This window comes from Candidatus Accumulibacter phosphatis, assembly GCF_012939955.1.
Classification (GTDB): domain Bacteria; phylum Pseudomonadota; class Gammaproteobacteria; order Burkholderiales; family Rhodocyclaceae; genus Accumulibacter; species Accumulibacter delftensis.
Genome location: NZ_SPMY01000068.1, coordinates 22,122 through 47,659, shown reverse-complemented (window position 1 = coordinate 47,659; position 25,538 = coordinate 22,122). Strand labels below are relative to the sequence as shown.

Here is a 25,538-nt window from a genome sequence, read left to right as displayed (position 1 = left end):
GCGACTCGTAGCCCTGCACGGTCTGATTGCACTGGTAGCGGTAGCGTGTATCGACCGCGATCTGTTGGCCGATGAAGCAAGAGGCATTGCTCACCGACTGCATCTGCTCGACGCATTGGTAGCGCTGATGCTGATCGACACGGATCTGCCGCGCGGTCGAACAGAAACTGCTGCTCACCGGCCGGTAGTCGTTGCACGTTTCCCGGCTGAACGACGCGGGCTGGGTCTCGGTCACCACCCGGCACTGTTCGGCAGGGTTCCCGGCGGCGATGCCGGTGGCGCCCATCGTGGGATTACGGGCAATCGCCCTGGCACGACTGATCAGCGGATCGTTGGCGCGATCTATCGAGAATGCCGGCCGTACCGCCGGATTGCGGGCCACGAAATTGACGGCGTCACACTCCTGCCGACGATAGGAATCCACGTCAGGCGCCTGGCTGGCGCAGTCGATGATCTTGGCCGTACCCGACCCCGACAACTGACCCTGCCCGGCCTGGAACACTTGCGATTGGGGGGTGCGCTGTCCGAACCCCGGCACGGTCGCGGCGCCGGTGCCGTTGCCGATTCCCTGGAAAGCGCTGTCGATCGTGCCGGCGCCCAGCGCTTTGCCCTCGGCAAACGCGCTGCTCGCAGCATCTCCCTGCGCCCAGGCACGGCTTGCCAGGAGCAGCGCGATGAGCAGCCAGTGCCGCTTGCTCATCGCTGTGATCCCGCGAGTCGTGAGGCATAGCGGCGCGCCACATCGGCCCACCCCGGCGCCTGTCGCTCGATGAGATCGAGCGCATAGTCCTGTGTGACATCACCGTCGACGCGGATGAAGCTCGACGCCGGCGCGCAGCCGTCTTCGCCAATCTGCGAAGCCTGGCCCGACCGTGCCAGCACCAGTGCGGGCGCCTGCCGCACCTTGAACTGTTTGAAGGCCGGTGGATGAATGATCGCCGTCACGTTTCGAGCGCCCACCAGCTCAGCGATTTCCTCACCCATGCGGGTGAGAGAGTTCCCCTTGAGTCCGCGCAGGACCAGCACGGCGCCGGATTTCTCCGCCTGGGTGATGATTCGCTGCAGGGTTTCCTTCGGCAACGAAAAAGAGATGAAGACCATCAACTCCGGGACGTCCTTGCCCGGTACCGAGCCTGGCGTGGTCTGGCGGTAGGTCTCTGCGATCCGGGCAATGTCGGGGCCTGTGGTCGCCGGCTGCGGCAGCTTGGTCGGATCGGGAACCACCGGGCGGCCCGTGCCCTTCGGCGCCTCAACGGCGTCCAGGGCAGAACCCATGCGCTCGCGGTGTGAACGCAGCTCAGTGTCAGTCGGTACTACCACCTGGGCTTGGGCGAGCGTCACCGGCCCGCCCCAGGCGCTGACACCAAGGCAATGCGCCAACAGCAAAACCCACGACCGCTTGCTCATGGCCTCAAAACGCGCCCTGGCAACAGTTGCGTTTGCGGAAGACCATGTACGCAAAGTCCTCGCCCTCGAAGGGAAACTCGCGCCCGGCGCCCCACAGGATCGTCGATCGCCCCAGCGGCTGGCAGCATTTCCCGGCAATCTGTGCTGTCTGGGGAATCGGATAGAGCATGTGATACTTGTAGCCGGTCTTGTCCATGATCGGCTGCGGGTAGTAGCCACACAGTCCGTCCTCGCCGGAGGCCGCCCACATCAGCCCTTCCCGGTGCATCTTGGCGATCAGGCGGGTCATTTCCAGGCTGGACGCCTGGACGCCACCGATATGGGCCTGCACGTTGCCATTGAGTGGATAGAGACTGCCCTGGCAGCCGGCACACCAGAACAGGGTGTTGAGCGGAAAGCCGGCGGTGGCCGCTGCGCAGGCGGCGGCGCAGGCGGCGCGCGCGGCGAGATTGCCGAACAGCGCGACCTCGGGATTGAGAATGAAGGTCAGCTCGTCGTCGTGCCACATCGGGTCCAGTTCGGTGAGATAGGCGACATCGAAGCCGCCCTGCTCCAGACATGCGTTGTCGAAGATCGCTTCCAGCCAGAAGATGACGGGATCGACGTACCAATGCACCTGATAGAAAGACGAGGTCGAGGTACTGTCCTGGCTGTAGCGCGAACCACGCGGCGCATCGAACCCGGGATCAAGTTCGAGTCCGCCGAGACTGGTCAGACAAAACGGGCGACGCACCACATCGACTCGCCTCACTGGCTCCCAAAAGCTCACCTTGAAACCCACGCGCAATTGGGAGGGGCATGCACAAAGCGGTGAACCGCCGGGATTCGGCGTGTCTTCCTGCCCCATCGACAGCAGATCGAGGCCGCCGAAGCGAATCGGCAGCATGCAGCGCCAACAGATATCGGTGATCGGATTGGCGAAGCGGCCGGTACAGGTTGGCGTCGCCAAGGCTGGTCCGATGCGCCCGATCGCCACCGCCAAGAACAACAGTAGGACGCACTTACGGACGAACTTCATCGACCCTTAGCCTCTTGCCATCCTGACTGACCACCGCCGGCACCTGACGAATGCCGAGGCGGCGGCTCAGGCTGCCGCCCTGGTCGTAGAAGACGCGGCGTTTCCACGAGCGCATCAACCCCAGAGGCTTACCGGCAACCAGGATGGGTTTGGCGCCACCTTCGGGGCTCGCCAACACCTGTCGTGCAAAGGCGACTTGTCGGCGGTCGCGCCCGTCAAAAAATACGAGCCGTTCGCGAAGGGAAACGTGGTCGAGCGGATTCACTCTCAGTCCGCGCGCGAACAGGATCACGCCTTCGGCGTTGCGGATGTCGCGGTCGAGAATCCACGTCGGGTCGATGAAAAAGCTGCGCCGGGTAACGGTGGCCGTGAGCCCGGCGACGGGTGCTGGTTTCTCGACGGCCGCGACGACGCGATCGCGGTGCTCATTCTGCTTCCTGGCGAGTTCGCCGGTCTTCTCCATGTGTTTGAGGCGTGATTCGATGGCTTCCAGAAGATCCGGCTCGGCAATGTCGTAGGTCGGCCCGACGACGCCGAGATCCTCCGCGTGTACGATGGGCAGTGAGGCCGCGATCAGCAGGGCGAAGAACGGCAGTGGGGCGCGAGTCGACATGGGGTCGATTCTGGTCTGGCGCCTGCGGCTGTGGATTTCGAAATGCGGCTTTCCCGGGCGCATTTCGCCTCGGTGCATCCAGCGACCGTTGCCGGCGTGTCAGCGGCGCTACGCGCTCCGCTTCTGGCTACCGTCGACAGCGGGCGGGACCGGGATTCGGTAGCAATGCGCCCGATTTCGCGTCTGGCACAGAAACACGTCCGGGACGACGCTCCCCAGGCGAAGAATCTGCATCCTGGCCAACTGGAGTCGCTCGACCAGCAGGGGTTCGGCTTGGCGGGAGGGAATCCACGTGAAGTTCCCCTCGCGCTCTGATGTCAGGGCGCCTGCGCTCACACCTTCGCGCAAGGTGGTGACGACGCATCGGATCAGGTTCAGCCGCTCGTCTTCACCGGGGCTCTCGGTCTTGCCCTGGCTCGGCCTTGCTTCCTGAACGGGTTGGGTAGCTGGAGGCGCTCCGGTTGCGGGTTTGGGCTGTAGGTTTCCGACGGCCATGAGCTGCTTGACCGCTGGCTGGAGGCGAATCACTTTCCACGGCTGGCCGTGCTCGACCGCGATCTCGGTTACCTTGCGAAACGGTGCCAAAGGATCAAGCGCCAGCCAGTTGCGGTGCGACAGCTCGTCGAGGATCGCCTTGCTGTCCAGACCGCAGCCAGTGAGCGCATCGGGCCACTTCAGACACAACAGGCCGGAGGGGTCGATGTGGACCAGGGTCTCGGCAGCTTTCTTGCCCGCCTGAATGTCCCGGGCAAGCGCCTGCAGCGCTTCACCAACAGCACCATTGAGCTGATCGGTGGGTGCCGCTGGCGGGTTAGGCGGGGGCTCGCGCTGGGCAGGCGTCTCTGGCAACCGACCCTGTTCAGGTGAAGCGCGTGGTTTCAGCGCGGGAGACAACTTCAGCGCCGGTAGGTCGGCCGGCTCGGTTACGGGTTCGTCCTGGTCGAGAAGCCTGCCCGGCACGGAGGGTGGTGCGGGCTCGATGAGCAGTGCCACCTCACGAAGCCTGATCGCCGTCAGTCGGATGTTCGGGATCTTCTCGGCCAGCACCGCGGGGGCGATCACCCAGTAACGATGGCCGTCGAGACTATCCTCGCGGACACTCGCCAACTGCCGTTCCACAAGCATATCGAGAAGGCTGTTCGGCGTTCTCGGCAAGCCCGGGACCTTTTCCTGATGAATGAGGGCGGCGATTTCCTCACCGGCCGCCGGCCAGATCAGGTAGAGATGCCCGTCGATGTGCCAAAGGCGTGCGCCCGGTTGATTGACTCCCCAGGTTCCCTCCCGGACCAGCCGACGCATGATGTCCACCAGAAAGCGTTCGACCGGCAGGCCGATCTCGTAGCCGGTGAACGCGACGCCAAGACTGCGCAGGTCGCGCTCGACACTGACCTGATCCGCGCGAATGACGAGATCGTGAATCGGGTTCTCGGCGCTGGGCGAGCCGTTGATCGTTTCCATCATCCAGAGCACCAGCTCGGTATCGCCCGCGGCGATCCAGGCCAGCCCCTGCGGACTGATGATGCGCTCGGCAATCAAGGCGGAAATGGCCTGGTGCTTCTTGCCACGATTCTCGCGCCAGTGCAGGAAGTAGCGATCGACCTGATGACGGCCGGCCCAGCTGTAGAGGTCTTCGACGAAGGGGTTCCAGACCTGCGCGCCATCGCGACTGGTGACCACCAGGTCGGTGACCGGCTTGCCGACGTCGTGACAGAGGGCGGCGAGGAATACGGCCAGATGCCACCGCGGCTGGAGCTCGCGTCGACGTCGCGGCGCCTGCTCGCCGGGCAGCAGCACGCGATCACCGGACTGGAGCGACCACAGGGCGACTTCGGCCGCGTGACGCAGGAGTCCGCCGGCACCTCGGTGATGATGGGTCTGGCTGGCCGGCAGGAGATGCGCATAGGAGGCGAAGCGGCAAAGCGACTGTCGATAGAACTGCTCGAAGATCTCTGGCGGCGCGAGTCCGGCTTCACGGATTTGGCCGATCAACTCCCGTTGCGTCTCGATGAGTTTGTCCGGGTGGGTTGCCGGCAGACCCTTCATGAACGGCGGGTAGCGGGGAATCTCGTCGTCTTCCCTGGCCAGCTCCGTTGGACGGGTCGAGGGAAGGCCTGCGCCCGGTTGTGGGCCTTGTTTATCCGGCTGCATCGCTTTCCTGAAAAAGCCGAGCATCGGTCAGCCCTCCCCTTGGCCCGTATCCAGGCCGGTTCGCTGTAAGCCGCGACGAATCGCAGGTACTCGGCGAAGACGCTGGCGCGCCTGATCGGGGTCGAGATCGAGAAGGTCGCAGATCGCGTAAAACGAATTACCTGCCCTGGACCTGTCGTGAAAAATCCAGATCAGGGCGTCCCGCTGCGGTCCTGCGACGCTGCTGGGCTGAGATCGTTCAAATTGGGGAGGGATTGGTATATGTTTACCCAGGGGATTTCGTTCAAGTCCTTAATCATACTGGCCTTCGTCGGGATGACGAGTGCGGTGGCCGTCGCACCCGCGAGCGCGGTCACCATTACCCAGATTTCGGACAACCCCGGCAAGGTGTTCCACGATATCGCGTCCGATGGCTCCTCGGTTTATGTCCAGGATGCCAGCACGGTTTACTCGCTTCCCTCCTCGGGCGGAACCGCGACATCTCTGTACTCGGGATCGTACATCTTCGGCGTAGCCGTGATCGGTGCCAACGTGTTTTGGGGCGATGCTCAATCTGGCCCGGTAACTGACAGTCAGATCTTCAGGGCTCCGAAGACAGGAGGAGGTCCAGCTACCGCGATTTACACAGGTGCGTTCGTCGGGGAACCGATCGTCGACATCATGGGATTGGAAACTGACGGGACAAAGCTCTATTCGGCCGATGCGGTGATGGGTGGGGTTCATTCTCTGAACCCGGATGGTTCTGGCCTCACGCAGATCGGGCCATACAGGTATGGCGGGTTCTTTGCCGGTGCCCATCAGAATTCCATCGCAGTGGGTGATGGCATGGTCTTCATCGGTGAAAGTGGAGTACCGACGGCCTCGGGCTGCTCCGGGCTCTGCAATCCGGGCGTGTACTCCCACTCGGCGAGCACTCTGACCGGTTCATTCTCGACATTGGTTGCCGGGCCGACTTTTTCAGGTGACGGCGTGCGTGGCATTGCCTACGGTGACGGTACGGTATTCGCGACGCAAGGCGACACGATCTATCTGATCGACCCTGCCGGTGGTTGAGTACGGTCACCGCTCGTGATGGTGTTTGGTGGTTTTCTGGTCACGCAGCGTGATGGAGAGCAGGTGACCCCCCTCGGGGAACTTGAACAAACGAACCCTTTGGGGGAGTCTCTGGTTACCAAGCCAAGAGACCATTCAAGTGTGCCACGCCCTCCTGCAATCGCCCAACTTTTTCCGCTTGCTGCTGCGCATCGATGAAGAACTGGCCAGCGAGACACACGCCGCCGGTTGCCGGTGCGGCGGTGTTCTGCACCGCGCGAATTATCCACGCAAGCCGCGCGCCTGCCTGAGCGAGGTTCGCGGCGATTTCGAGTCGCGCTTCAGCTTCTGCTGCCATCGCTGCCGGCGGCGCACGACCTCGATGTCGGTGCGTTTCCTCGGTCGGCGCGTATATCTCGCGCTGGCGGTGGTGCTGGGTTCTGCCCGGCATGCCGGGCAGAACCCAGCGGCGACGCGACTGTCCGGAACCCTCAACGTCCCGTTGCTGACCCTGCGACGCTGGCGCCACTGGTGGCAGGGTGAGTTTCCGCAGACCTCGCTCTGGCAAGCCACCTGCGCCCGCTTCATGCCCCCTGTGGTCAGCGATCTCTTCCCCGCCAGCCTGCTCGAACGGTTTTCGGGAAACGCCGAAGAAGCCCTGATGCGACTCCTGGTTTTCCTGTCGCCCCTCACGGTCAGGCCGATCGACTTGCCTGAGGGTCGCTGATCGCCCGCAGAAGATGTTGATAGTCATCCTGATCGAGGCTTTGTAGCCTTCGCTCCTGGTTTGAGCGCCGTCGGCGCCGCCACATTGGGAGACCTTCTTGAGTTCCACTATCGATCCGCTGAAACGCGATCGCTGGGCGCGTTTGCGCTTCTCGATCATCGGCCCCTTGCTGGCCGCACCGCCGGCCGCCGGCGAATTGCAGGCCGCCTTGACCCTGCTCGCCGTCAAGCGCTGGCGACACCCCCTCTCGGGACTCGAAGTGTGTTTCGGTAAGTCGACGCTGGAGCGCTGGTACTACCGAGCACGGCGCGCTGCCGACCCGGTCGCCACGCTCAGAAACCAACTGCGCGGCAACATCGGCCGTTTCCCCAGCATGAGTCCACGAACCGTCGAGGTGCTGACCGCCCAGTACCGCGAACATCCCGGCTGGACCGCACAACTGCACTTCGACAACCTGCGCGTCGCACTGGCGGGCAGCGACTCACCCTTGCCGTCCTACCCCACCGTTCGACGCTACCTCAAGGCGCAGGGCATGTTCCGACAAGCCCATCCCAAGCGCGCCACCGAAGGGGCGTTACTGGCCCGTGACCGCCTCGAACGGCTGGAGGTCCGGAGCTTCGAAGTCGATCAAGTGTCGGCCCTCTGGCACCTCGATTTCCATCACGCCAAACGCAAGGTGCTGACACGTGCGGGGAACTGGGTCAAGCCGCTGCTGCTCGGGGTGATCGACGACCGCTCGCGGCTCGTCTGCCACTTGCAGTGGTATCTCGACGAAACGGCCGAGAGCCTGATACACGGACTGTCGCAAGCGTTCATGAAGCGAGGGCTGCCCCGTGCCCTGATGACCGACAATGGCGCCGCCATGCTGGCCGATGAAACCGTCTCCGGCCTGGCTTGTCTGGGCATTGTCCATCAGACGACGCTGCCATATTCCCCTTACCAGTATGTGGCGCTCAGAAATATGTGGCCCCGGGCCTCATTCTCTTGAAGACACGAGGCCGGGAGCCGGGCAAATGCCACATAAACTTTTTCTACAAACCGCGCAAGAAAGCCAGCAGGTCTGGCTGTTGGCGCCAGGGCTTATTGATCGCGCCCTCTGCCGCCGGCGCGCACATGGCCAGTGCACGGGCCTTGGTCGCAAGATCGGTCTCTGCATAGAGATTTGTCGTGGCGAGCGAAACGTGACCCAGCCAGGCACGGACAGTGTTGATGTCGGCGCCAGACCGTAGCAGATGGGTTGCCGCGGTGTGGCGAATCACGTGCGGGCTGACTCGCTTGCTGGCCAGCGACGGTGATTGCGCACAAGCTCTGGATGCATAGCGTTCGACCAGCGTATGGATGCCGAAGCGAGTAAGAGGCTGACCGTTGCGGTTCAGAAACAGACGCTGCTCCGGCGCGCGGTTTGCCACCAGGAACTGCAACTCATCCAAGGTATTTGGCCACAATGGACAGGCACGCCGTTTGTTACCCTTGCCGGTGATTCGAACGCATTGAGCATACCAGTCAATGGCGCTGACCCGGACCTCCGCCGCTTCGCTCGCGCGCGCCCCCGAGTTGTAGAGGAAGAGCAACAGCACGTAGTCGCGCCGACCCAGAGCGGTATGGCGATCCGGAGACGCCAGGATCGCATCCATTTCCGGTTTCTCGAGATAGGTGATGCCAGGGTGAGCCGTCTTCTTGAAGGGGATCAGCCGGATCTGTGTGCACCACGCGATGTGCTCGGGGCTGTTCTGGCCGATGAATCGAGCCAAGGCGTGAAGGCCGCCGAGGCGTTGATTGCGAGTGGCGGCGATACAGCGACGCCTCGTTTCCAGATCAGCGAGGAACTGGCGGACCAGATCTACCGACAGATCTTCGACGGTCAGTCGGTCCACCGATTTCTTGAGATGATCGCCAACGTAGGGGAGGAGCAGCGCCAGCATGTCGCGATAGCTTCTCTGGGTGTTGATAGAAAGGTTGCGCTCCTGAACCAGATAGTCGATCAGGAAACGCCGGACCCAAGGTCCGAGCAAAGCGTGGTCAGTCATGATCATTCTCCATGGCGTAACGTTCGAATCGCCGGCTTGCCTCTTGAAGCAAGTCAGGCGTCATCGTCAGATAGTGTTGTGTGGCCGACAGGTTCACGTGGCCGAGGTAGGTCGCCAGCTTGGGCAGGAGATCGTGCAGGTCTGCGCCGCTGCGATACCAGGCGACGAGCCGATGAACGGCGGCCGAATGACGCAAGTCGTGGAGTCGTGGCTGCTCTCTTGAGCCACCGTCGCGGGCAACGCCGGCGGCAGTTCGCAGGCGTCGAAAGGTGGCGCGCGCGGCAGACTTGCTCAGCGGCGCGCTGTTCCGGAAGCAGAAGAACGGCGTGTCCGCGCCGCCTGAGTGGCGGTCGTTGCGTTTGCCCACATACTCGCTCATGACATGCGTCAGATCCTTGCCCAGTGGCACAAGCCGGCTCTTGTAGAACTTCGTCCCCCGGACGATCAGGCGGGCTTGCTCGAGGTCGACATCGGCAATGTTCAGCGAGACGGCTTCGCTGATGCGGAGCCCCGCCCCGTAGAGCAGCAAGAGCAAGGCTCTGAAGACATACGCGTCGATTGGCGCTCGGCCGGTACAGGCGATGGGGACCGCGTCGAGCAGGCGCTTGAGTTCGTCGTGGGAGTAGATGTAGGGCACGAAGACGGGAGCGTCCAGCCTCGGCAGGCTGTACGGCAACGGCACGCTGCTGACCAAACCACGTGCCAGGGCGAAGCGGTAGAACCCCGAAAGCACGTGGTACTTCTTGACCCAGTACGCGCTCACCGGTCCGTTGCCGTTCAGGAAAGCGAGCACGGACTTGCCTTCAACGCTGGCCAGTGGGCCTTCACCGACGGTCCGGCAGAAGGATTTGAAGATCGCCTCCTCGGTCTCGAACTTGTATCCCAAGGCGCGCTTATGAGCGATGTACATGGAAACCTGCGCGGAGAGCGTCATAGCAGTGCCCCCAGATCGAGTTCGGCCACCTGCCGCAGCCCCGTCAGGTCGACCTTGGTATAGCTCAGGGTCGAATTGGCGCTGCGATGTCCGAGATGGTCGCCAATCTGCTTCAGGGAGAAGCCCGACGCGAGAAGGTGGCTGGCACAGGCGTGCCGCAAACAGTGCGCCCCACGTGGCGACAGGGTGAGGCCCAGGCGACTCAGATGGGCGTGCGCAACCGGCGTAATGCTCGGCGCCGACAGCGGGCGAATGGGTGCGCCGAGCGTCAAGAACAATGCCCGATGCCCGCAGCGCGGTCGCACTTCGCGCAGGTAGCGCAAGATCGCCTCGCCCACGGCGTGCAGCAAAGGATAACGCTGAGCACGACGTTGCTTGGGTCGCGTGATGTGGATCGACTCGCCTTCCCAATCCAGATCGTCCAGCCGCAACGCCGCGACCTCGCCTCGCCGCAGGCCGTAGACCGCGAGCAACATCAGGATGGCGTGGTCGCGAATATCTGCCGGTCGATCACCGCTTGTGGCGACAAGGAGGCGCTGGACGTCGTCCCAGCCTGGGCCTTCCGGGATACCTTCACGGGTATAGAGCCGCGGCGATTCGATGACCGCAGTGATTCCCGAAGGGCACCACCCGCGGGCTTCGGCGAAGGCGAAGAAGCTGCGCAACGAACTGGCCAACGCGGCCAAAGAGGCACGTGTCCAACCTTTCTTACTCTTCGACTCAATGAAGGCGTCGACATCGGCAACGGTAATCGCGCTCAACGTATCCCGGGGCGGGCACAGTCCGGCAAAGAACCAGGTCAGGCGCTCACAACGCGTGCTGATCGTCACTGGCGACAGGCCTCGTTCGTCGCGCATATAGCAGGCAAAGGCGTCAATCTGAGCCATGAAGGCGTTCGGTGCCTCTTCGGTCTGCTGAAGGCAGTCCAGGTATCGCAGCCATTCCGTCGCGAAGTGGATAAACATCTGGCGTGTCCACACCGAGTCCTCGGTACGGATGGGCTGATGCCTCAACCGTCGTCGGCAGTCCGCAGCGCGCTCAATGTCCTGCGTACTGACCTTCCCATGCTCAAGGTCAAGGCCCTCTGCGACGGCCAGGAGTACCCAAGCGATCTTCTGCAGCATCGAGCGTGAGTAACCATCGTTGGCACATCGGTCGAGAAATTGTTCTCGCGCTTCCGCAAGCGGGCCTTCCCGGTAGCGCGCCAGCGCCGTGGGGCGCTTGAATAGCTCTTCAATCATGATCGATCTCCGTCTTCAACAAGATGGACGATCATCGTGATCCTGATCCGCGCAAACTTATGTGGCGTAAATTTGACCGACCGCCCGCAACCAAGCGGGGTGCCGGATTCGTCGCCACATATTTCTGAGCGCCACATACTGGTAATTACGTGGCCGGCCACGTAATTACCAAAACGCCAAGCAAGAGTCCTTCTGGGGCCGTGTCGAAGGGCGCCTGATGGCCATGCTGGAAGGCGAGGACTCGCTGACGCTCGATCTCCTCAATCAGGCGACCCAAGCCTGGGTCGAACAGGAATATCACCGCACGCGCCATGCCGAGATCGAGACAACGCCGCTGACGCGTTATCTTGCCGGCCCGAATGTCCGTCGCGATTGCCCGACGACGGAAGTGCTATCTGCCGCATTCCGTATCGAAGTGGCGCGCCGGCAACGACGCTCCGATGGCACGGTGAGTCTGGCCGGAGCACGCTTCGAGATTCCCGCCCGTTATCGCCATCTCACCGTGCTTCACCTGCGTTACGCCCGCTGGGATCTGACACGGGTCGATCTGGTCGATCCGCGTAGCGGTGGGCTTCTTTGCCCGGTCAAGCCACTCGACAAGTCGGCCAACGCCGATGGCCAGCGCCGGCGCCTGACGCCGGTGACCCCCGATCTGTCGCCGCTACCGTCGTCGGGCCTGGCGCCCTTGCTCCGCCAGTTGCTCGCCGATTACGCCGCCACCGGCCTGCCGCCTGCGTACTTGCCACCCCTCGACCAGGACCCCGCATGAACCAGAAACTCCTTGCCCTGTATGGGCTGAAGTGGAATCCCTTCTCCCCGGATTTGCCGACCGAGGCGATCTACGTGCCGCCCCGGATCGAGAATTTCTGTTGGCGGATCGAGCAGGCCCAGATCCGCGAGGGGGGCTTTGCGATGATCCATGGCGACCCGGGTACCGGCAAGAGCGTTGCTTTGCGCCTCCTGGCGGAGCGTCTCGCGCGCTTGCCCGATATCACGGTGGGCGCGATCAATCACCCGCAGAGCAACCTCGCCGACTTCTATCGCGAGATGGGCGATATCTTTGCTGTGCCCCTGCGCCCGCATAACCGCTGGGGTGGCTTCAAGGCCTTGCGCGAGGTCTGGTTCGCGCATCTGGAGACGACGCGAAGACGCGCGGTGCTGTTGGTCGACGAGGCGCAGGAGATGAGTCCGCCGGTGCTCTGCGAACTACGTCTTCTGGCCAGTGCGCGGTTCGATTCACAGCCGCTTTTGTGTGTGGTACTGGCGGGCGATGCGCGCCTGATCGAGAAGCTGCGGCGCGAGGAACTGATCCCGCTGGGCTCGCGTATTCGCACCCGGCTCGCCACCGAACACGCCAGCCGCGAGGAGTTGCTCGCCTGCCTGAGCCATCTGCTCGCCGGCGCCGGTAACGCCAGTCTGATGACACCGGCGCTGCAACACACGCTGTGCGATCACGCCGCAGGAAATTACCGCATCCTGACGACGCTCGCCGCCGAACTGCTCGCCGCCGCGGCGCAGCGTGACCTTCCCCAACTCGACGAGAAGCTTTATCTGGAGGTCTTTGCCCAACCCGAGAGGCCGGCGCCACGGCGTGCGGTGGCGGGTCGCTGATTTCGAGGCTGACGATGTCCTTCGCTGCTTCGAATCCCGCGCTGGTGCGCCAATCGATGGCTTCTTGAGATGTTGGCAAATCCCTCGAACCGCGCTCGGAAGGGGGTCACGGGGACCGTGGAATAAATGCGGCATGTTTCATCGCCGCGTTTATGCCGCGAAAGCCCCTTGACGCCCTGGAGGGCGCCGACGCTCAAGGCAGTTGTCGGGGATGGGGGTTTTACATCCCCGACGGCTGCCTCACGGCGAGTGCGGGGTCTGGGGCAGAGCCCCAGGGTTTCGCCGTCTGCGCCGCTCTTGCCCGACTCGCGTCAATGATCGGGCAGCACTTGATGCGTGATGCATATCTGTCGCAGCCATCACCGTACGTGAACATCGGAACATCAAATCGGCTGACCGCACTCAGGTGGTCTTCTCGACACACTAACGGATTCCGCCTTTCATGATCTGCGCGGCGTCACGTTTGACGACGGGGGCGCTGTACGTGGTCGACCAATTTGGCGGTAGCGGGCGGATCCTGCGGGTCGCGTTGAACGGCGCGGAGCTTCCGGAGCCGGCAACTCTCCTGCTGACCTTGCTTGGCATGGTCGGGCTTCCTGTAGCACGGCGGCGGAAAACTCTGGTTTAGTGTCCACGTAGGACGAGCATCTCCTGTCTTCTTCCCTGAGACTAGACTAATCAAGCCAACTTTTTCAGTTAGTCCTCAGCTCCTAAATGGCAGAAACGTCAAAGCACACGTGAAGAAATGTCATTGTAGTACGTATTGAAGCATATTCTAGCAAAGTCCGGAGAAATCAAAATGATTGCCAAGAAACTTCTCGGTTGCAGTCTTGCAGCAGTACTTGCTTGGGACGTTAATGCGACAGTTGTTACCTATGAGACTACTAGTCTTGGAGCAGGGGCATGGCAATATGATTACTCAGTGACCAATAACACGCTGCTTTCCCCCATCGAGGAAGTCACCATTTATTTCTCCTTAGACCTCTACTCCGACCTGTTGTCTGTTGGTCAGCCGTTGAACTGGGGCAATGTTGTAGTGCAGCCTGATCCAAGCGTACCTGCGGATGGATTCCTTGATTCCCTGACGCTTTCGGCTGCCATCCTGCCTGGGCAGACCCTCGCGCCATTCTCCGTTCAGTTTACGTGGCTCGGTAGTGGGGCGCCGGGGTCGCAATTCTTTGAGGTCGTCGATCCTGTCACCTTCACCGCCATGGACTCAGGTACCACGACAGTTTTTTTTGCCGTCGCTCAGTGTGTCGGAACCCGGGACGATACCTCTTGCCGTGCTTGGCTTTGCGGTCCTGTTGCAGTTATCGCGGAATCGCGGGTTATCTAACCCTTGACTTGCTGCTATGAGAAAACCATCATGAAAAAGCTTTCCTCCACGATCAAGGCGTTTCTCAGCTTCCCTTGGATACTGCTTGGACTAAGTGCTGCGAGCCCGACGGCCTCGGCCGCGCCATTTGTCGAAAGCTACACGCTGGTATCGAGTGTTCGGTCTGGACGAACCACTTTTGATTATACCTATCGCCCCCTAGTAAGAGTGGATAGCAATTCGTACCGCAGCGCAACATTTGTTGCCACAAGCAGGAACCCAGCAACTCAGGTAGTAAAAGGCTCGATCAACCTGGGCGATCTCGATGCCGGCAAAGTAGTGCTCGCGCCCGACACCTTCACAATTCGCCAGGATCGCCTCGTTCCGTTCGATCGCGCAGCTTTGGACTTTTCCTTCTCTGGAACGATGGTCAGCAAGGATTCGGGCGCGTCCGGCCTGAGTGTCGGCAAAGTCGCGTTTCTGGAGCAAGGGGGGCGTCCGGGGCATGAAGTCCTGTTGCCAATTCAAGGTGCGGACCCACAGGCTGGACAGGCGATGCCAGTGGCTGTGGACATCTACGGACCGGCTGTTTCAGGCGCTACTTATCGCCTTCTGGACTCGCATGGTCTGCCGCTCGCCAGCGGTCCGTTGAGCCAGAACTCTGATGCTCCTTCAACATCTCCGCGCTATTTTGCGAAAGTGGAAGTGCCGAACCAGCCATTCAAGATTGAGGTTTCTGCGGTTGGGCAGAGCGCCAGCATCTTCGCTTGGTTGTCGACACTATATACACCGACTCCAACCACGCTGCGGATTGAGCCGTCCACAGCAATTTTGTCCAAGAGCCAAACAATACCAGTGATCTTGCGGCTGGCATCCTTCGGCGCCACGCCTAGTGGGTACACCGTGCGGCTGCAGCTGCCGCCCGGTTTTCGCGGCGCCACTGGGCCATGGACCGTTAACCTGGCATCCGGAGCGACGGTAGGCATCCCGACCTCTATTACCGCCCCCCCAACAGGTGATGCATTTTCCCGTTACACCCTGGTGGCCGAAGCCACAGCAACGACGGAAGCCACGCCGAGCGTGTCATCTGCATTAGACATTGAAGTGGAGTAGACTGATGAATCTCGTCAATGTGCTGTCTCCCTTGAGAATTGTTGCGTGTGCTTTTCTCATACACGTGTGCTTGGCACCCGGTGAAGCATCAGCCTTCGGGGTGAAAAAATTGTTTGGCTTGCCGGGCACCCCAAATCACGAGCTAATTACAAGGGCGGGCCTTACCGGGGTGATGCCTCTGCATCTCTCCAGTGGACAAGTGGTGATGTTCACACCCGCGGCGATAACACAAATTGCTGACGCGAACGTTTCCACAGATTCGGTCTATGCGGTTTTCCCAAGTCGCCATTTCGACGAAGAGTCGTTTGGCGGTGGACAGAGCCTATTGGTCAGCGAGCGCGATGAAATCGTTCGCAAGCTTATACTTGCTAAAGACGATGGCGATGAGGCGCGGCATTTGCTTGGGAGGGCCCTCCATACTTTGCAGGATTTTTATGCTCACTCGACATGGGTAGAAGTCGGGCACACGGGGACGGCCCCGTTGGGGCAGCGTGGTATTAGCATCCCACACGCCGATCTCTTTACCCATGTTTGCGACCGTTTCGGAGTACTCAGCGGACGAGCATTGACTAGTGACTACTGGACTTCCAGTAATTTGCTGGGTTGGAAAGATTATGATTTGGTTATTGCTCTTGGGACTGGGGTGCACAAGTGCGGTCACGGCAATGGAGATAAATGCAATGATCCGACTAAATGCCCAGGCGATTTTGACAAGGACGGTCACTTGCTAACAGATGCAGGCGGAATCAACAAAGATACGGATGAAAGAGCGCATTTTGTTGAGGCACTTCTCCTTGCTCGTGAGTCGTCCGCCGAATACGTCGAGCACATCCTCTCGGACGTTGGCACTGATATGGATGCAACGGTTAGAAAATGCAAACTAATGGGGCAGTCGTGCTACATTCTTTTTCTTCAGAAGGGCGCTATTGGAAGCGGAACGATAGTTGTCTCGGATCCTCCCGCGATGGATATAAACAAGAGTTGCGGGGTCGATTGCTCGTTGGTTGTAAGAAGCGGAACGCTTATTACTTTGGAAGCGAAGGCGGATCCAGGTTTCGAGTTTCTTGGGTGGAGCGAGGACTGCGCCGCGCAAGGAACAACGAATCCAGTTCGAGTAACGTTCTCTAGCCTAACGTTGTGCAAAGCCAACTTTGGGGTCCTGCCAACTGTCCATTTCAAACCGTATGGGTCACATAATGTAGCCGGTGGCCCGTTTTACGTGGAACTAGTTGATGCAGCAGCGCTTTCTCCGATAACGGCTTCTCAAGATGTTACGGTTACTGTTCTACGACAGGTTTACACCTGTGACCCACCCAGACTTCGGTTTTCGAGCAATCGCGTAATAGCAATCCCGGCTGGACTTTCCGTGTCCGCTGACTTGACAGGCTATGTGGCGGGTCGCGATCCACTTTGCTCTCCTAGCCTGCCGGCAAGAACAGATTTGATTATTATGGAGGCAACACTCGGGACGCGAAAGCTCACGATTGATAGCGTTCCGGAAGCCCAGAGGAAAGTATTTATAACGAGATAGGTCGATGGCGTTGGTGCACTATTAGCAAGTGCTAATGCATATCCTTACCTGATTAGCAATGAACCTCAGCCATCCGAATCGTACCCTCGGGCTGCGCGCCACAGCGAGCTGCGGCGACAAGCAAGCGCTCGTGCAGCGTCCTGAGGTCGAATCGGCGGTTGAAGCGGTAGGCAAATGCGGCCAAGTAGCGGGCGGCATACTTTCGGAAGGCGAATGCATGGTAGCTGCCGGTCAAACTGGTCTTGAGATTGCCGAGGACGGTGTTGACCCACTGGAACTCGGGCAATTCTTTTGGCTTTCGTCCCGCGACGACGGTGGGCTGATGCACACACCCGGCCTCGGTGACCGCGCTGAAACAGGCCAGGCCATCGGAACATACGGTGCTGCCCACGGCCAAGTTCGTGCTGGCCCACACGGCAATCGCCTTGAGGGTGAAACCGGGCACTGGCGAGAGCTTGACGCGCAAAGGATGGCCCTCATCGCTGAGCGAGACGGCGGCCACGAAAGGGACTTTGTTCTCGCAGCCGCGCCCGGCTTTCCCGCCGCTACGCTCGCCGCCGAGGTAGGCATCATCGACCTGGACCTGGCCGCTGAGAACATAGCGCTCTTCGCGTGCAGCCATGGCGTGCATCAGTTTGTGATGAATGAGCCACGCCGTTGGATAACTCACGCCCAGGTGTCGTTTGAGCGCGAGCGCCGACAATCCGGTCTTGGCCTGGCTAATCAGGTAGATGGCAAGGAACCAGATCGTCAGCCCAAGCTTTGTACCCTGGAAAATGGTACCGGCAATCAGCCAGGTTTGATGACGGCAGGCGTTGCACTGGAACATCTTGCGGTTCGCACCGCGCAGAACACAATGCGCCGACGTACCGCAGCAAGGACAGCGAAAGCCCTCTGGCCAGCGAGCCCTCTCAAGAGCCGCTTCGCACCGGGACTCGGAACCATACTGTACAAAAAATTCTGGCATCGACAGGCCTGGCTGGAACTGAATTCGATTCATCGGCATGGTGCTCTCCTCTGGGCAGTAACTGTACGTGCGTACAGTATATCCTGCCTTCAGGCTCTGGGAGCACGCATGGCTGAGGTTCATTGCTAATCAGGTATCCTTATACACAACTCACCCCGAAGCCGCCTCACGGATGAACTAAAGGCCGACGACGCAGTCCATGACGCGCTGCAACCCGATCCAGATGGTTTTGACGCCCGGCTCGCCGTCACCTTTGCGCGCCAGGAAGCCGCCGAGCATGGCCACCAATCGTAGGATCTGGCTGAGAGTTGGTGGGTCAGCCGGAGGCTTCTTCTTGTTGAGGAGATAGGCGGCCTGCCATTCATCTTGGTCGAAGAACAAGTCGGCGAGTCAATCGGGGACAGACCACGTCTTCTTGACCGATCCACGGTGCCCGCCACCCCCGTAATAGTTCGATGGCTTGCCCCGTGTCCTTTCGGCGCTGGAGAAACGAAGACAAATCGCTTTCGCTTCAAGCCTGAATGCTGAACCTTGCTCGAACAGAGACTTGGGCAGGCCTGATTGGCGGATGATGGATTGAAGCGTCCCGATGCGGATTTCGTCGTGCAGCGGGACCGGTGAGTGCGGTCAGCCGATCTGATGTTCCGATGTTCACGTACGGTGATGGTTGCGGCGGATATGCGCCACGCATCAATTGCTGCTCGATCATTGACGAGGGTCGGGCAAGAGCGGCGCAGACGACCAGATCCTGGGGCTCTGCCCCAGACCGCGCACTCGCCGTGAGGCAGCCGTCGGGGATGTAACCCCCATCCCCGACAACTGCCTTGAGCGTTGGCGCCCTCCAGGGCGTCAAGGGGCTTTCGCGGCATAAACGCGGCGATGAAACGTGCCGCATTTATTCCACGGTCCCCGTGACCCCCTTCCGGCCGCAGTTCGAGGGATTTACCAACACCCACGAATAGAGCGATCGGCGCGCCATCGAGGGATTCGAAGTGCCGAAGGACGTCGTCAGTCTCGAAATCAGCGACCCGCCACCGCACGCCGTGGCGCCGGCCTCTCGGGTTGGGCAAAGACCTCCAGATAAAGCTTCTCGTCGAGTTGGGGAAGGTCACGCTGCGCCGCGGCGGCGAGCAGTTCGGCGGCGAGTGTCGTCAGAATGCGGTAATTGCCGGCGGCGTGATCGCACAGCGTCTGCTGCAGCATCGGAGTCATCAAACTGGCGTTGCCGGCACCGGCAAGCAGATGGGTCAGGCAGGCGAGCAACTCCTCTCGGCTGGCGTGTTCGGTGGCGAGCCGGGTGCGAATGCGCGAGCCCAGTGGGATCAACTCCTCGCGTCGCAGTTTCTCGATCAGGCGCGCATCGCCCGCCAGCACGACACACAAGAGCGGCTGCGAATCGAAACGCGCACTGGCCAGAAGCCGCAGCTCGCAGAGCACCGGCGGACTCATCTCCTGCGCCTCGTCGACCAACAGCACCGCGCGTCTTCGCGTTGTCTCCAGATGCGCGAACCACACCTCACGCAAGGCCTTGAAGCCACCCCAGCGGTTATGCGGGCGCAAGGGAACGGCAAAGATGTCGCCCATCTCGCGATAGAAGTCGGCGAGGTTGCTCTGCGGGTGATTGATCGCACCCACCGTGATATCGGGCAAGCGCGCGAGACGCTCCGCGAGGAGGCGCAAAGCAACGCTCTTGCTGTTAATTCGCGCCTTTATAAGGCCATTTCGGTGGCGGCGTAATGAGGCCACCGGACTCGCGGCGCAATGAGGCCAGAGCAATCGCGGCGCAATAAGGCCACATAGAAGGCAAGTAGAGCTGGTTTCGGACTTCCAATTGCGTAACCTCTGGCAATTTTGCCGGGGGCAGGCGCAATGGCTAACAGGAAGTTCGAAATGTACGAAATACGACAAATGATTCAACGCCTGCGACTTGGCGAGAGCAATCGGGCGGTTGCCCGAGCGCAGCAGGTCGGGCGCGACACGGTCGCGCGCGTGCGAGAGATCGCCGCCGCGCAGAACTGGCTGGAGGCGACGAGCCCGCTGCCGGATGACGCGACGATCGCGCGCTACTACCAGGCGGCGGGCGGCGGGGCGGTCAAGAACGCGAGCCACCTGTCCACTGTGGAGCCCTTTCGCGAGAAAGTTATCGAGTGGCATCGTCAGGGCATTGCCGTGAGCAGCATCCGCCAGGCACTGGCCCGCCAGTACGGCTACGGCGGCAGCGTGCATGCCGTCTATCGCTTCCTGCGCAGCGAAGCCGCCCCCACCCCCGTGGCCACCGTGATGCTCGACTTTGCCGTCGGCGAACAGGCACAGGTCGACTTCGGTTCGGGACCGCTGATCACCGACCGACATTCCGGCGAGGTATTCAAGACCTGGTTCTTTGTCATGACTTTGTCGTGGAGCCGGCACCAGTATGCTGAAGTGGTGCGCAACCAGAGCGTCGAAACCTGGCTCGCCTGCCACCGGCACGCCTTCGAGTGGTTCAACGGCGTCCCGCGCAAGGTCCGGATCGACAACCCGAAGTGCGCGATCACGCGCGCCTGCTACTACGAGCCGACGGTGCAGCGTGCCTACGCCGAACTCGCCCTCGGCTATGCCTTTGTAATTGACCCCTGTCCGGTCGCCGACCCGGCCAAAAAGGGTCGCGTGGAGTCGGGCGTGAAATATGTCAAGGGCAACTTCATGCCGCTACGCGAGTTCCATGGCCTGGCGCACGCGAATGCGCAATTGCAGGAATGGGTTCAGAGCGAAGCGGGCAATCGCCTGCACGGCAGTACGCGCGAGCGGCCGCTCATGCGCTTCAACGAAACCGAGCAGGCGCTGCTGCAGCCGCTACCCGCCGTCGCGCCGACGTGCCCGACCTGGGCCAAGGCCAAGCTGCACGGCAACTGCCACGTCCAGCATACGTACTGCCACTACTCGGCGCCGTTTCGCCTGATCCACCAGACACTGTGGTTGGAGATCACGCCGGATGCCTTGCGCATCTACCATGAGCACGAGTTGGTGGCGATCCATCCGCGCTTGTTCAAAGCAGGTACGCGGTCGACCGTTGAGGATCATCTGCCACCCGAAGCCCAGGCGTACTTCATGCGCGATCCACAGTGGTGCTTGACCCAGGCCACGGCAGTCGGGCCGGCCTGCCGGGCGGTCGTCGAGAGCCTGTTCACCAAGCGTGTGCTCGACCAGCTGCGCGCCGTTCAGGGATTGCTGCGACTGGCCGATCAGTTCGGTCGCGGTCGACTCGACGCGGCGTGTAGCCGCGCGCTGAACTTTGGGACGCCGAGCTATCGCACGATTAAGCAAATTCTCAAGGCTCATTATGGGTTTCGGGTTGTTAGCTGAGGAGCAACCCCAAGAGGGATTCGAGAAGTCGCTTTCCGCGATTTTTGGCGTTGTGAACGAACTCGAAGAAGCCGAGGTAGAGAGGAAGACTTTCCTGGGAGATCCCGCGGTGAGGCCGCAGCCAGGAGCGCAGCAAGGACCAGAAGCCCTCGATGGTGTTGACGTGAACCTCGTGGAAGCCGTCGCCGTCTTCATCGCGGGCGTACTCGCGGGCGCTGTGGCAGACGGTCTTGTGATTGTAGCCCCACTCAGGCAGGCGGCCGTAGATGTCATACTCGTCGGTCAGCACTAGGGTGCCCGGCGCGATGGTGGCCTGGATCAGCGGTTGTATCATGACTTGGCGGACGTTTTCGAGCATGCGGATGACGACTTGACCGCCGCGCTGGATCATGCCGAAAACCGGAGGCTTCTCCTTGGCAAGCGTGCCGCGACCGCGAGCCCCCTTCAGGCGGTTTCTGCGGCCCTTACGGTGTTTTTTTTTACTGCCAAAGGATGTCCCTTGTGCCCCGCCACCACATAGACCTCGTCACACTCAACGGTTCCCTGGAGCTCTGGGGCGGGCTTGCGACTGACTACCCCTTCTCGAAGTTGGGTCGCCATCTTCTGAACGTCGTCCTTGTTGAGGCCCAGTTCCTTGCCGATTTGCGTGTTCGACAGGTTCAACCCCATGAAATACAAACACAAGATCCAAGTGCGCAAGGGTAGGTGATGCCCTTCGAAGATCGTGTCGGTTAAGTCGTCAAAGTACCTTTCACAGGACTTACAGCGGTACCTCTGGCGATGTTCCTGAGTCTCATCGCGACCAAACTTGATAACGTGCTCGTCCGCACAATGCGGACAGCGAACACCCTCTGGCCAGCGCAGGTCCCGAACGACTTCGAAGCACTTGGCATCGTTGATAAGGTCCTGGATTTTAACCAGCCCAGTGCTGGCAGTGTGCGTCGTGTACATGCCCCTTTCTCCTAGGTGTTCCTTCCCAGGAGAGCATACGGAATTCCTTGGGCGTTGTCTAGTGCGCCTCTAGCCTCGCTTTCGTTGCGCACCAACCTGGAATCCATAATGAGCCATTCTCAAGACCGGACTCGACCAGCAGCCCGAGTTGATCGATGCGCCGACGCTGGAAGCGCCCTATCTGAGTGGCGATCACTTCCGCCACCAATCCTCCGATCTGTTGCATTGAGCCGCCGCACGGCGTGCCGCTCCTTGCTCATCCATTATCTATCTGGAATCCTCTCATGAATCCCATGCTCCCACTTGAACCCCTGCTCAAGCAACTGCGCCTGTCCGGCATCCTCGACTCGCTCGAAGCGAGAAACCGTCAGGCGATCGAGGCCAAGCTGGCTTACACCGACTTCCTGGCGCTGCTGGTCGAGGACGAAGTCGCCCGTCGTGATCAGCGCCAGTTTGCCCAGCGTCTGAGCAAGGCGCAGGTGGTCGGCGACAAGACGCTGGAACGTTTCGATTGCAGCCACAGTCCGTCGGTCAATCACGCGCTGATTGCCGAGTTGGCGACCTGTCGTTTCGTCTTCGAACATGCACCGGTTCTGATCGCCGGCCCGACCGGTACGGGCAAGTCTCACCTGGTCCAGTCGCTCTGCCATTGCGCACTGCGCGCCGGCCATGAGGTGCTGTTCATCTCGCACGCCAAGCTGCTGGCCCAGCTGCATGCGGCGCGGGCGACCGACTCTTTTGCGCGCAAGCTGCGCCAGCTGGCACGGGTCGATGTGCTGGCGATCGATGACTTCGGGCTACGCCCCATGCGCTCGCCGCAGGATGAGGATTTCCATGACCTGATTGACGCCCGTTATGAGCGCACGACCACCTTGTTGACCAGCAATTTGCACTTCGACGAGTGGGGCGCGGCGTTTCCCAACGAATAAGGATAGATCGTGCGCAGCCACGATCTATCCTTATTCGTTAGGCGGGTATGTGACTGAACTTCGTGACTCGTTTTCGTGGAAGCGAAGAATACCCCGCGCTACCCGGACCATCAAGGAGATCTGGTGTGGAGCAAAACGACCTGACAACCCCTTGAACGAAGGTTAGCGTAACCCTAGAAATAGCTTGTGCCACTGGGCGTCCTATTTCTTCAAACCGTAGCCCGACAGCAGCTTTCCGTTATTTTCAGCATAAGGGGAAATTTCAACGGGCAGTCCTGCCGCCGATGCCTCAATTGTGTCAGCCAGTACGCAAATCCGATTTTCCCCTTGGGAAATCAGTAATTCGATGGCTTGTTGCAAGAAACGGTTTGAACTGTAAGCGTCCTCAAAAGATAAGCGAACTTCGAATTTGCCGACTTTCCCGATTTGCCGAATCGCATGGGGATCCGAGGATGAATCCACCGCCATACCCTCGGGAAAGGGTAGATAGTTCACCCGATGGGCCGGCCAAAGCAATTCGCCGCAATAGCGAAAGCCATCCGTGGCATTGGCGGCAAGATCCCAACCCATTACTGCCATTAGTATGGGTACAAGCAGGCGTGTCGGTTTCATAGCAGGTTGACGAGCAAATCCACTCGAACCGAAGCCAGGATGTAGCGACAGAGCGCATGCACCGTGACTATCTCCCCTTTAGACCCGCGAAAGTAGACCATCCGCGAGAGCTTCGGCGATTTTCTGTCGATTGGCTTCGCGCGTGGAATTGGAAGGTACGATCCGAAACAGATCCTCCACTTCCTTTGTATCCATGAACTCGATTTCCACAAGACAGGCGCGACAAGGGTGGGTGGATGTGGAATTTCCCAAAGCTACGTCGTTGAGAACGCCTAGAGCCTGTTCCTTAAAGCCCTTACCGAAGGTGCGATCATAGTTTTTGAGCGTCTTAGTTGCCGGATCAACCTCTTGCATGGCCTTGAGAACCCTGTCCTGTATGGCGGCGGCCAGCTGCCGATCTTCCGCCGGATTGACATTAACGGTGCCAATGAGGGTTTCGACGCCGCGCACATCCTTCTCCCCGGGCTTCTCAGTGAAGCCGTTGAAATGAATCGCTAAGAATAGCTTGGCGCCTTTATCTTTGGCGACATTGGCACGAGCGGATAGTCCTAGGTTGATGTCGGTTTCCCGTGTCAGAAAGACCTTGACGTTCTTTCCAGTCGCCAGAGCCTTGGAAAGGAGCGCCGTCTTAGTGCGCTTGGCGATGTCCAGAGTCCAGTTCTTCTCAAGCTCACCAGAAGGGGAAACCGCATTATTAGGACTGCTGCCGCCCACTTTAGACGTTCCGCCGTGGCCTGGATCGATTACGACGACGACCGGAGCGCCCGGCACGCGCGGCAGCGCGGGCGTCGTGGGGGCCGCCGTAGCGGCATTGAGTCTATCCGTAGCCTCCTTCACTAAGGCACGCACCTGCTTGACGTACTCGTCTCCGGCAGGATTGAAGATCGGGCCTATGAAACCTATAAATGCATCAGGTCCTTCCGTAGCCTTTCCTTCCCAGCCTTTGTAAGGCTTGCGGGTGAGGAATTTCCAATACCCCACGATAAAGTCCTTGAGGCTCGAGAACTTGCAGTAGAAATCAACACCGTCGTGCGCTTCGAATTTTACGGGCGTAGCGAATCCAACCATTTCATCCCGCCATTTCAGGCCGGCAAAGTTGAAATGCTGGATAGCCAGCTGGGATTCGCCCCGACCGGATTCGAGAATCCATTGAGCAAGCGTCATTGGTTTCAAATCAGGAAAGGCAATCTCCATAGACTTATAAGTGGAAACGAGCTGGTCGAACAAAGTAGACATAGATCACCTCAAGTTAAAAAAGGACAGGATAAAACACCCTCATATTCGCCGAGCCTAACGGAGGGTAGCCAGACGCGGTTGCCCGCGCCCAGCCCCAGAAAGTTCACCCAAAAACCCCATCGATCACATGCTTACAAAATTGGGGTATGACTACGTCGTGTAAGATTGGGAGCATTGGTCGCCGACTGGGTTTTTGGCGGATTTACAATCGAGGCCCCTAGAAGAATAGAAAATCCAACTGTACCATCAAGAGTATATGAGCCTCTATCAAGGGGCGTCAATCTCGAGTTTCGCCCCGGTGGCTCTTGAAAGCTCCTTAAAATTCAACTGAATCCCGCCTCGCTCAGCGCCCGTGGTCATCCGCCTGGCCGGTCCGCCCGGGCGGATGACCACTGGCATGAGTCGTCCCACGACGGGCGATGACAACTCGTCTTGCTTCAGTCTGGACCTTGCGCATTGGCACCCACCAGGCAATGCGCTGGTCGAATTCATAGTCCGGCACCGGTTGGGGCTCGCTTCGTCCTCACCCATGGTGGCGCCCTGCATCTCCCAGAGCGGGGGCGCACGGGCTCTCATCAGGCGTGGCGGGCGACGCGACTGTGGACCGCTTCATCTTCCCCCGGTACTTCCTCTGTCCCCTCGGACGACCGACCTGGCGCAGCGGTCGCGGCTGCCGCCGGCGTACCGTCTGGCACGCCGGCGAGCGCAGTGACCTGCCCCCGCAGCGACGCGTTGGGTGCCAGCACCCCGTAGTAACGATGGCGATGCCGGCGCGGCGGAGGAA

General features: G+C 60.5%; 18 protein-coding genes and 8 pseudogenes. 11 read left to right on the top strand and 15 right to left on the bottom strand.

The genetic code is table 11. The annotated features are described in order from the left end of the window. The 5 genes and pseudogenes from E4Q23_RS19795 to mobH all read right to left on the bottom strand — a co-directional run. Positions 1–700: pseudogene (locus E4Q23_RS19795) on the bottom strand (hypothetical protein); the annotation flags it as partial. Beyond that, complete coding sequence (trbC, locus tag E4Q23_RS19790) at positions 697–1,275, bottom strand: type-F conjugative transfer system pilin assembly protein TrbC (RefSeq protein ID WP_169068229.1); 579 nt, start codon at positions 1,273–1,275, stop codon at positions 697–699. The gene trbC and the pseudogene E4Q23_RS19795, both read right to left, overlap by 4 nt. 136 nt (positions 1,276–1,411) lie before the next feature. Next, positions 1,412–2,425 (bottom strand): conjugal transfer pilus assembly protein TraU, encoded by a 1,014-nt coding sequence (gene traU / locus E4Q23_RS19785; RefSeq protein ID WP_169068228.1) that lies wholly within the window; start codon positions 2,423–2,425, stop codon positions 1,412–1,414. Continuing rightward, the gene (traW, locus tag E4Q23_RS19780) at positions 2,409–3,038 is read right to left on the bottom strand and encodes a type-F conjugative transfer system protein TraW (RefSeq protein WP_169068227.1); all 630 of its coding nucleotides are present in this window, start codon (positions 3,036–3,038) and stop codon (positions 2,409–2,411) included. The genes traU and traW overlap by 17 nt, the downstream gene beginning before the upstream one ends. Before the next feature lie 108 nt (positions 3,039–3,146). Continuing rightward, positions 3,147–5,186 carry a MobH family relaxase gene (mobH, locus tag E4Q23_RS19775; protein ID WP_169068226.1) on the bottom strand — a complete coding sequence of 680 codons (2,040 nt, stop codon included), beginning with the start codon at positions 5,184–5,186 and terminating at the stop codon, positions 3,147–3,149. 261 nt (positions 5,187–5,447) lie between these two features. Between mobH and E4Q23_RS19770 the strand changes: the two genes are divergently transcribed. The 3 genes and pseudogenes from E4Q23_RS19770 to E4Q23_RS19760 form a co-directional block, all read left to right on the top strand. Continuing rightward, entirely contained in the window at positions 5,448–6,239 is a 792-nt protein-coding gene (locus tag E4Q23_RS19770; protein WP_169068225.1) for a hypothetical protein, read from the top strand. Between the two features lie 139 nt (positions 6,240–6,378). Further along, positions 6,379–6,945 carry a hypothetical protein gene (locus tag E4Q23_RS19765; protein WP_169068224.1) on the top strand — a complete coding sequence of 189 codons (567 nt, stop codon included), beginning with the start codon at positions 6,379–6,381 and terminating at the stop codon, positions 6,943–6,945. A gap of 97 nt (positions 6,946–7,042) precedes the next feature. After that, a pseudogene (locus tag E4Q23_RS19760) lies at positions 7,043–7,918 on the top strand (IS481 family transposase); the annotation flags it as partial. A gap of 58 nt (positions 7,919–7,976) precedes the next feature. On the opposite strand, the gene E4Q23_RS19755 reads toward E4Q23_RS19760, so the two are convergent. The 3 genes from E4Q23_RS19755 to E4Q23_RS19745 are packed head-to-tail and all read right to left on the bottom strand — an operon-like array spanning position 7,977 to position 11,147. Continuing rightward, positions 7,977–8,972 carry a tyrosine-type recombinase/integrase gene (locus E4Q23_RS19755; RefSeq protein ID WP_169068223.1) on the bottom strand — a complete coding sequence of 332 codons (996 nt, stop codon included), beginning with the start codon at positions 8,970–8,972 and terminating at the stop codon, positions 7,977–7,979. Continuing rightward, positions 8,965–9,882 (bottom strand): tyrosine-type recombinase/integrase, encoded by a 918-nt coding sequence (locus E4Q23_RS19750; protein WP_248595603.1) that lies wholly within the window; start codon positions 9,880–9,882, stop codon positions 8,965–8,967. Before E4Q23_RS19750 ends, E4Q23_RS19755 begins: the two co-directional genes overlap by 8 nt. A gap of 20 nt (positions 9,883–9,902) precedes the next feature. Next, positions 9,903–11,147: a tyrosine-type recombinase/integrase gene (locus E4Q23_RS19745; RefSeq protein ID WP_169068221.1), complete on the bottom strand. Its 1,245-nt coding sequence runs from the start codon at positions 11,145–11,147 to the stop codon at positions 9,903–9,905. Positions 11,148–11,313: 166 nt separating this feature from the next. Here E4Q23_RS19745 and E4Q23_RS19740 point away from each other — a divergent pair. The 6 genes and pseudogenes from E4Q23_RS19740 to E4Q23_RS19715 all read left to right on the top strand — a co-directional run. Continuing rightward, positions 11,314–11,916, top strand: a pseudogene (locus tag E4Q23_RS19740) (IS481 family transposase); the annotation flags it as partial. Continuing rightward, positions 11,913–12,758 carry an ExeA family protein gene (locus E4Q23_RS19735; RefSeq protein WP_169068220.1) on the top strand — a complete coding sequence of 282 codons (846 nt, stop codon included), beginning with the start codon at positions 11,913–11,915 and terminating at the stop codon, positions 12,756–12,758. The pseudogene E4Q23_RS19740 and the gene E4Q23_RS19735, both read left to right, overlap by 4 nt. A gap of 442 nt (positions 12,759–13,200) precedes the next feature. After that, positions 13,201–13,386, top strand: coding sequence for a PEP-CTERM sorting domain-containing protein (locus E4Q23_RS25345; RefSeq protein WP_169068219.1), 186 nt, complete (start codon positions 13,201–13,203; stop codon positions 13,384–13,386). Between the two features lie 171 nt (positions 13,387–13,557). Continuing rightward, positions 13,558–14,094, top strand: coding sequence for a hypothetical protein (locus E4Q23_RS19725; protein ID WP_169068218.1), 537 nt, complete (start codon positions 13,558–13,560; stop codon positions 14,092–14,094). Positions 14,095–14,124: 30 nt separating this feature from the next. Further along, positions 14,125–15,186, top strand: coding sequence for a hypothetical protein (locus E4Q23_RS19720; RefSeq protein WP_169068217.1), 1,062 nt, complete (start codon positions 14,125–14,127; stop codon positions 15,184–15,186). A gap of 4 nt (positions 15,187–15,190) precedes the next feature. Continuing rightward, positions 15,191–16,717 (top strand): InlB B-repeat-containing protein, encoded by a 1,527-nt coding sequence (locus E4Q23_RS19715; protein WP_169068216.1) that lies wholly within the window; start codon positions 15,191–15,193, stop codon positions 16,715–16,717. A 52-nt stretch (positions 16,718–16,769) separates the two neighbouring features. Here the strand turns inward: E4Q23_RS19715 and E4Q23_RS19710 are convergent, their stop codons facing one another. The 4 genes and pseudogenes from E4Q23_RS19710 to E4Q23_RS19695 all read right to left on the bottom strand — a co-directional run. After that, on the bottom strand, positions 16,770–17,723 hold the full coding sequence (locus E4Q23_RS19710; protein WP_169068215.1) for an IS1595 family transposase: 954 nt from the start codon (positions 17,721–17,723) through the stop codon (positions 16,770–16,772). Positions 17,724–17,861: 138 nt separating this feature from the next. Then, positions 17,862–18,087 (bottom strand): annotated as a pseudogene (locus E4Q23_RS19705) (IS4 family transposase); the annotation flags it as partial. A 131-nt stretch (positions 18,088–18,218) separates the two neighbouring features. Further along, positions 18,219–18,302, bottom strand: a pseudogene (locus tag E4Q23_RS24220) (type II toxin-antitoxin system HicA family toxin); the annotation flags it as partial. A 402-nt stretch (positions 18,303–18,704) separates the two neighbouring features. After that, a pseudogene (locus tag E4Q23_RS19695) lies at positions 18,705–19,376 on the bottom strand (ExeA family protein); the annotation flags it as partial. 198 nt (positions 19,377–19,574) lie between these two features. Here E4Q23_RS19695 and istA point away from each other — a divergent pair. Then, the gene (gene istA, locus E4Q23_RS19690) at positions 19,575–21,026 is read left to right on the top strand and encodes an IS21 family transposase (protein ID WP_248595602.1); all 1,452 of its coding nucleotides are present in this window, start codon (positions 19,575–19,577) and stop codon (positions 21,024–21,026) included. Here istA and E4Q23_RS19685 read toward each other — a convergent pair. Next, positions 21,019–21,977: pseudogene (locus E4Q23_RS19685) on the bottom strand (IS1595 family transposase). The gene istA and the pseudogene E4Q23_RS19685 sit on opposite strands and share 8 nt — an antisense overlap. A gap of 284 nt (positions 21,978–22,261) precedes the next feature. Between E4Q23_RS19685 and istB the strand changes: the two are divergent. After that, positions 22,262–22,903 (top strand): annotated as a pseudogene (istB, locus tag E4Q23_RS19680) (IS21-like element helper ATPase IstB); the annotation flags it as partial. 204 nt (positions 22,904–23,107) lie between these two features. On the opposite strand, the gene E4Q23_RS19675 reads toward istB, so the two are convergent. Continuing rightward, positions 23,108–23,518 (bottom strand): hypothetical protein, encoded by a 411-nt coding sequence (locus E4Q23_RS19675; protein WP_169068214.1) that lies wholly within the window; start codon positions 23,516–23,518, stop codon positions 23,108–23,110. A 78-nt stretch (positions 23,519–23,596) separates the two neighbouring features. Then, complete coding sequence (locus tag E4Q23_RS19670) at positions 23,597–24,754, bottom strand: N-acetylmuramoyl-L-alanine amidase (protein WP_169068213.1); 1,158 nt, start codon at positions 24,752–24,754, stop codon at positions 23,597–23,599. Positions 24,755–25,538 lie beyond the last annotated feature (784 nt).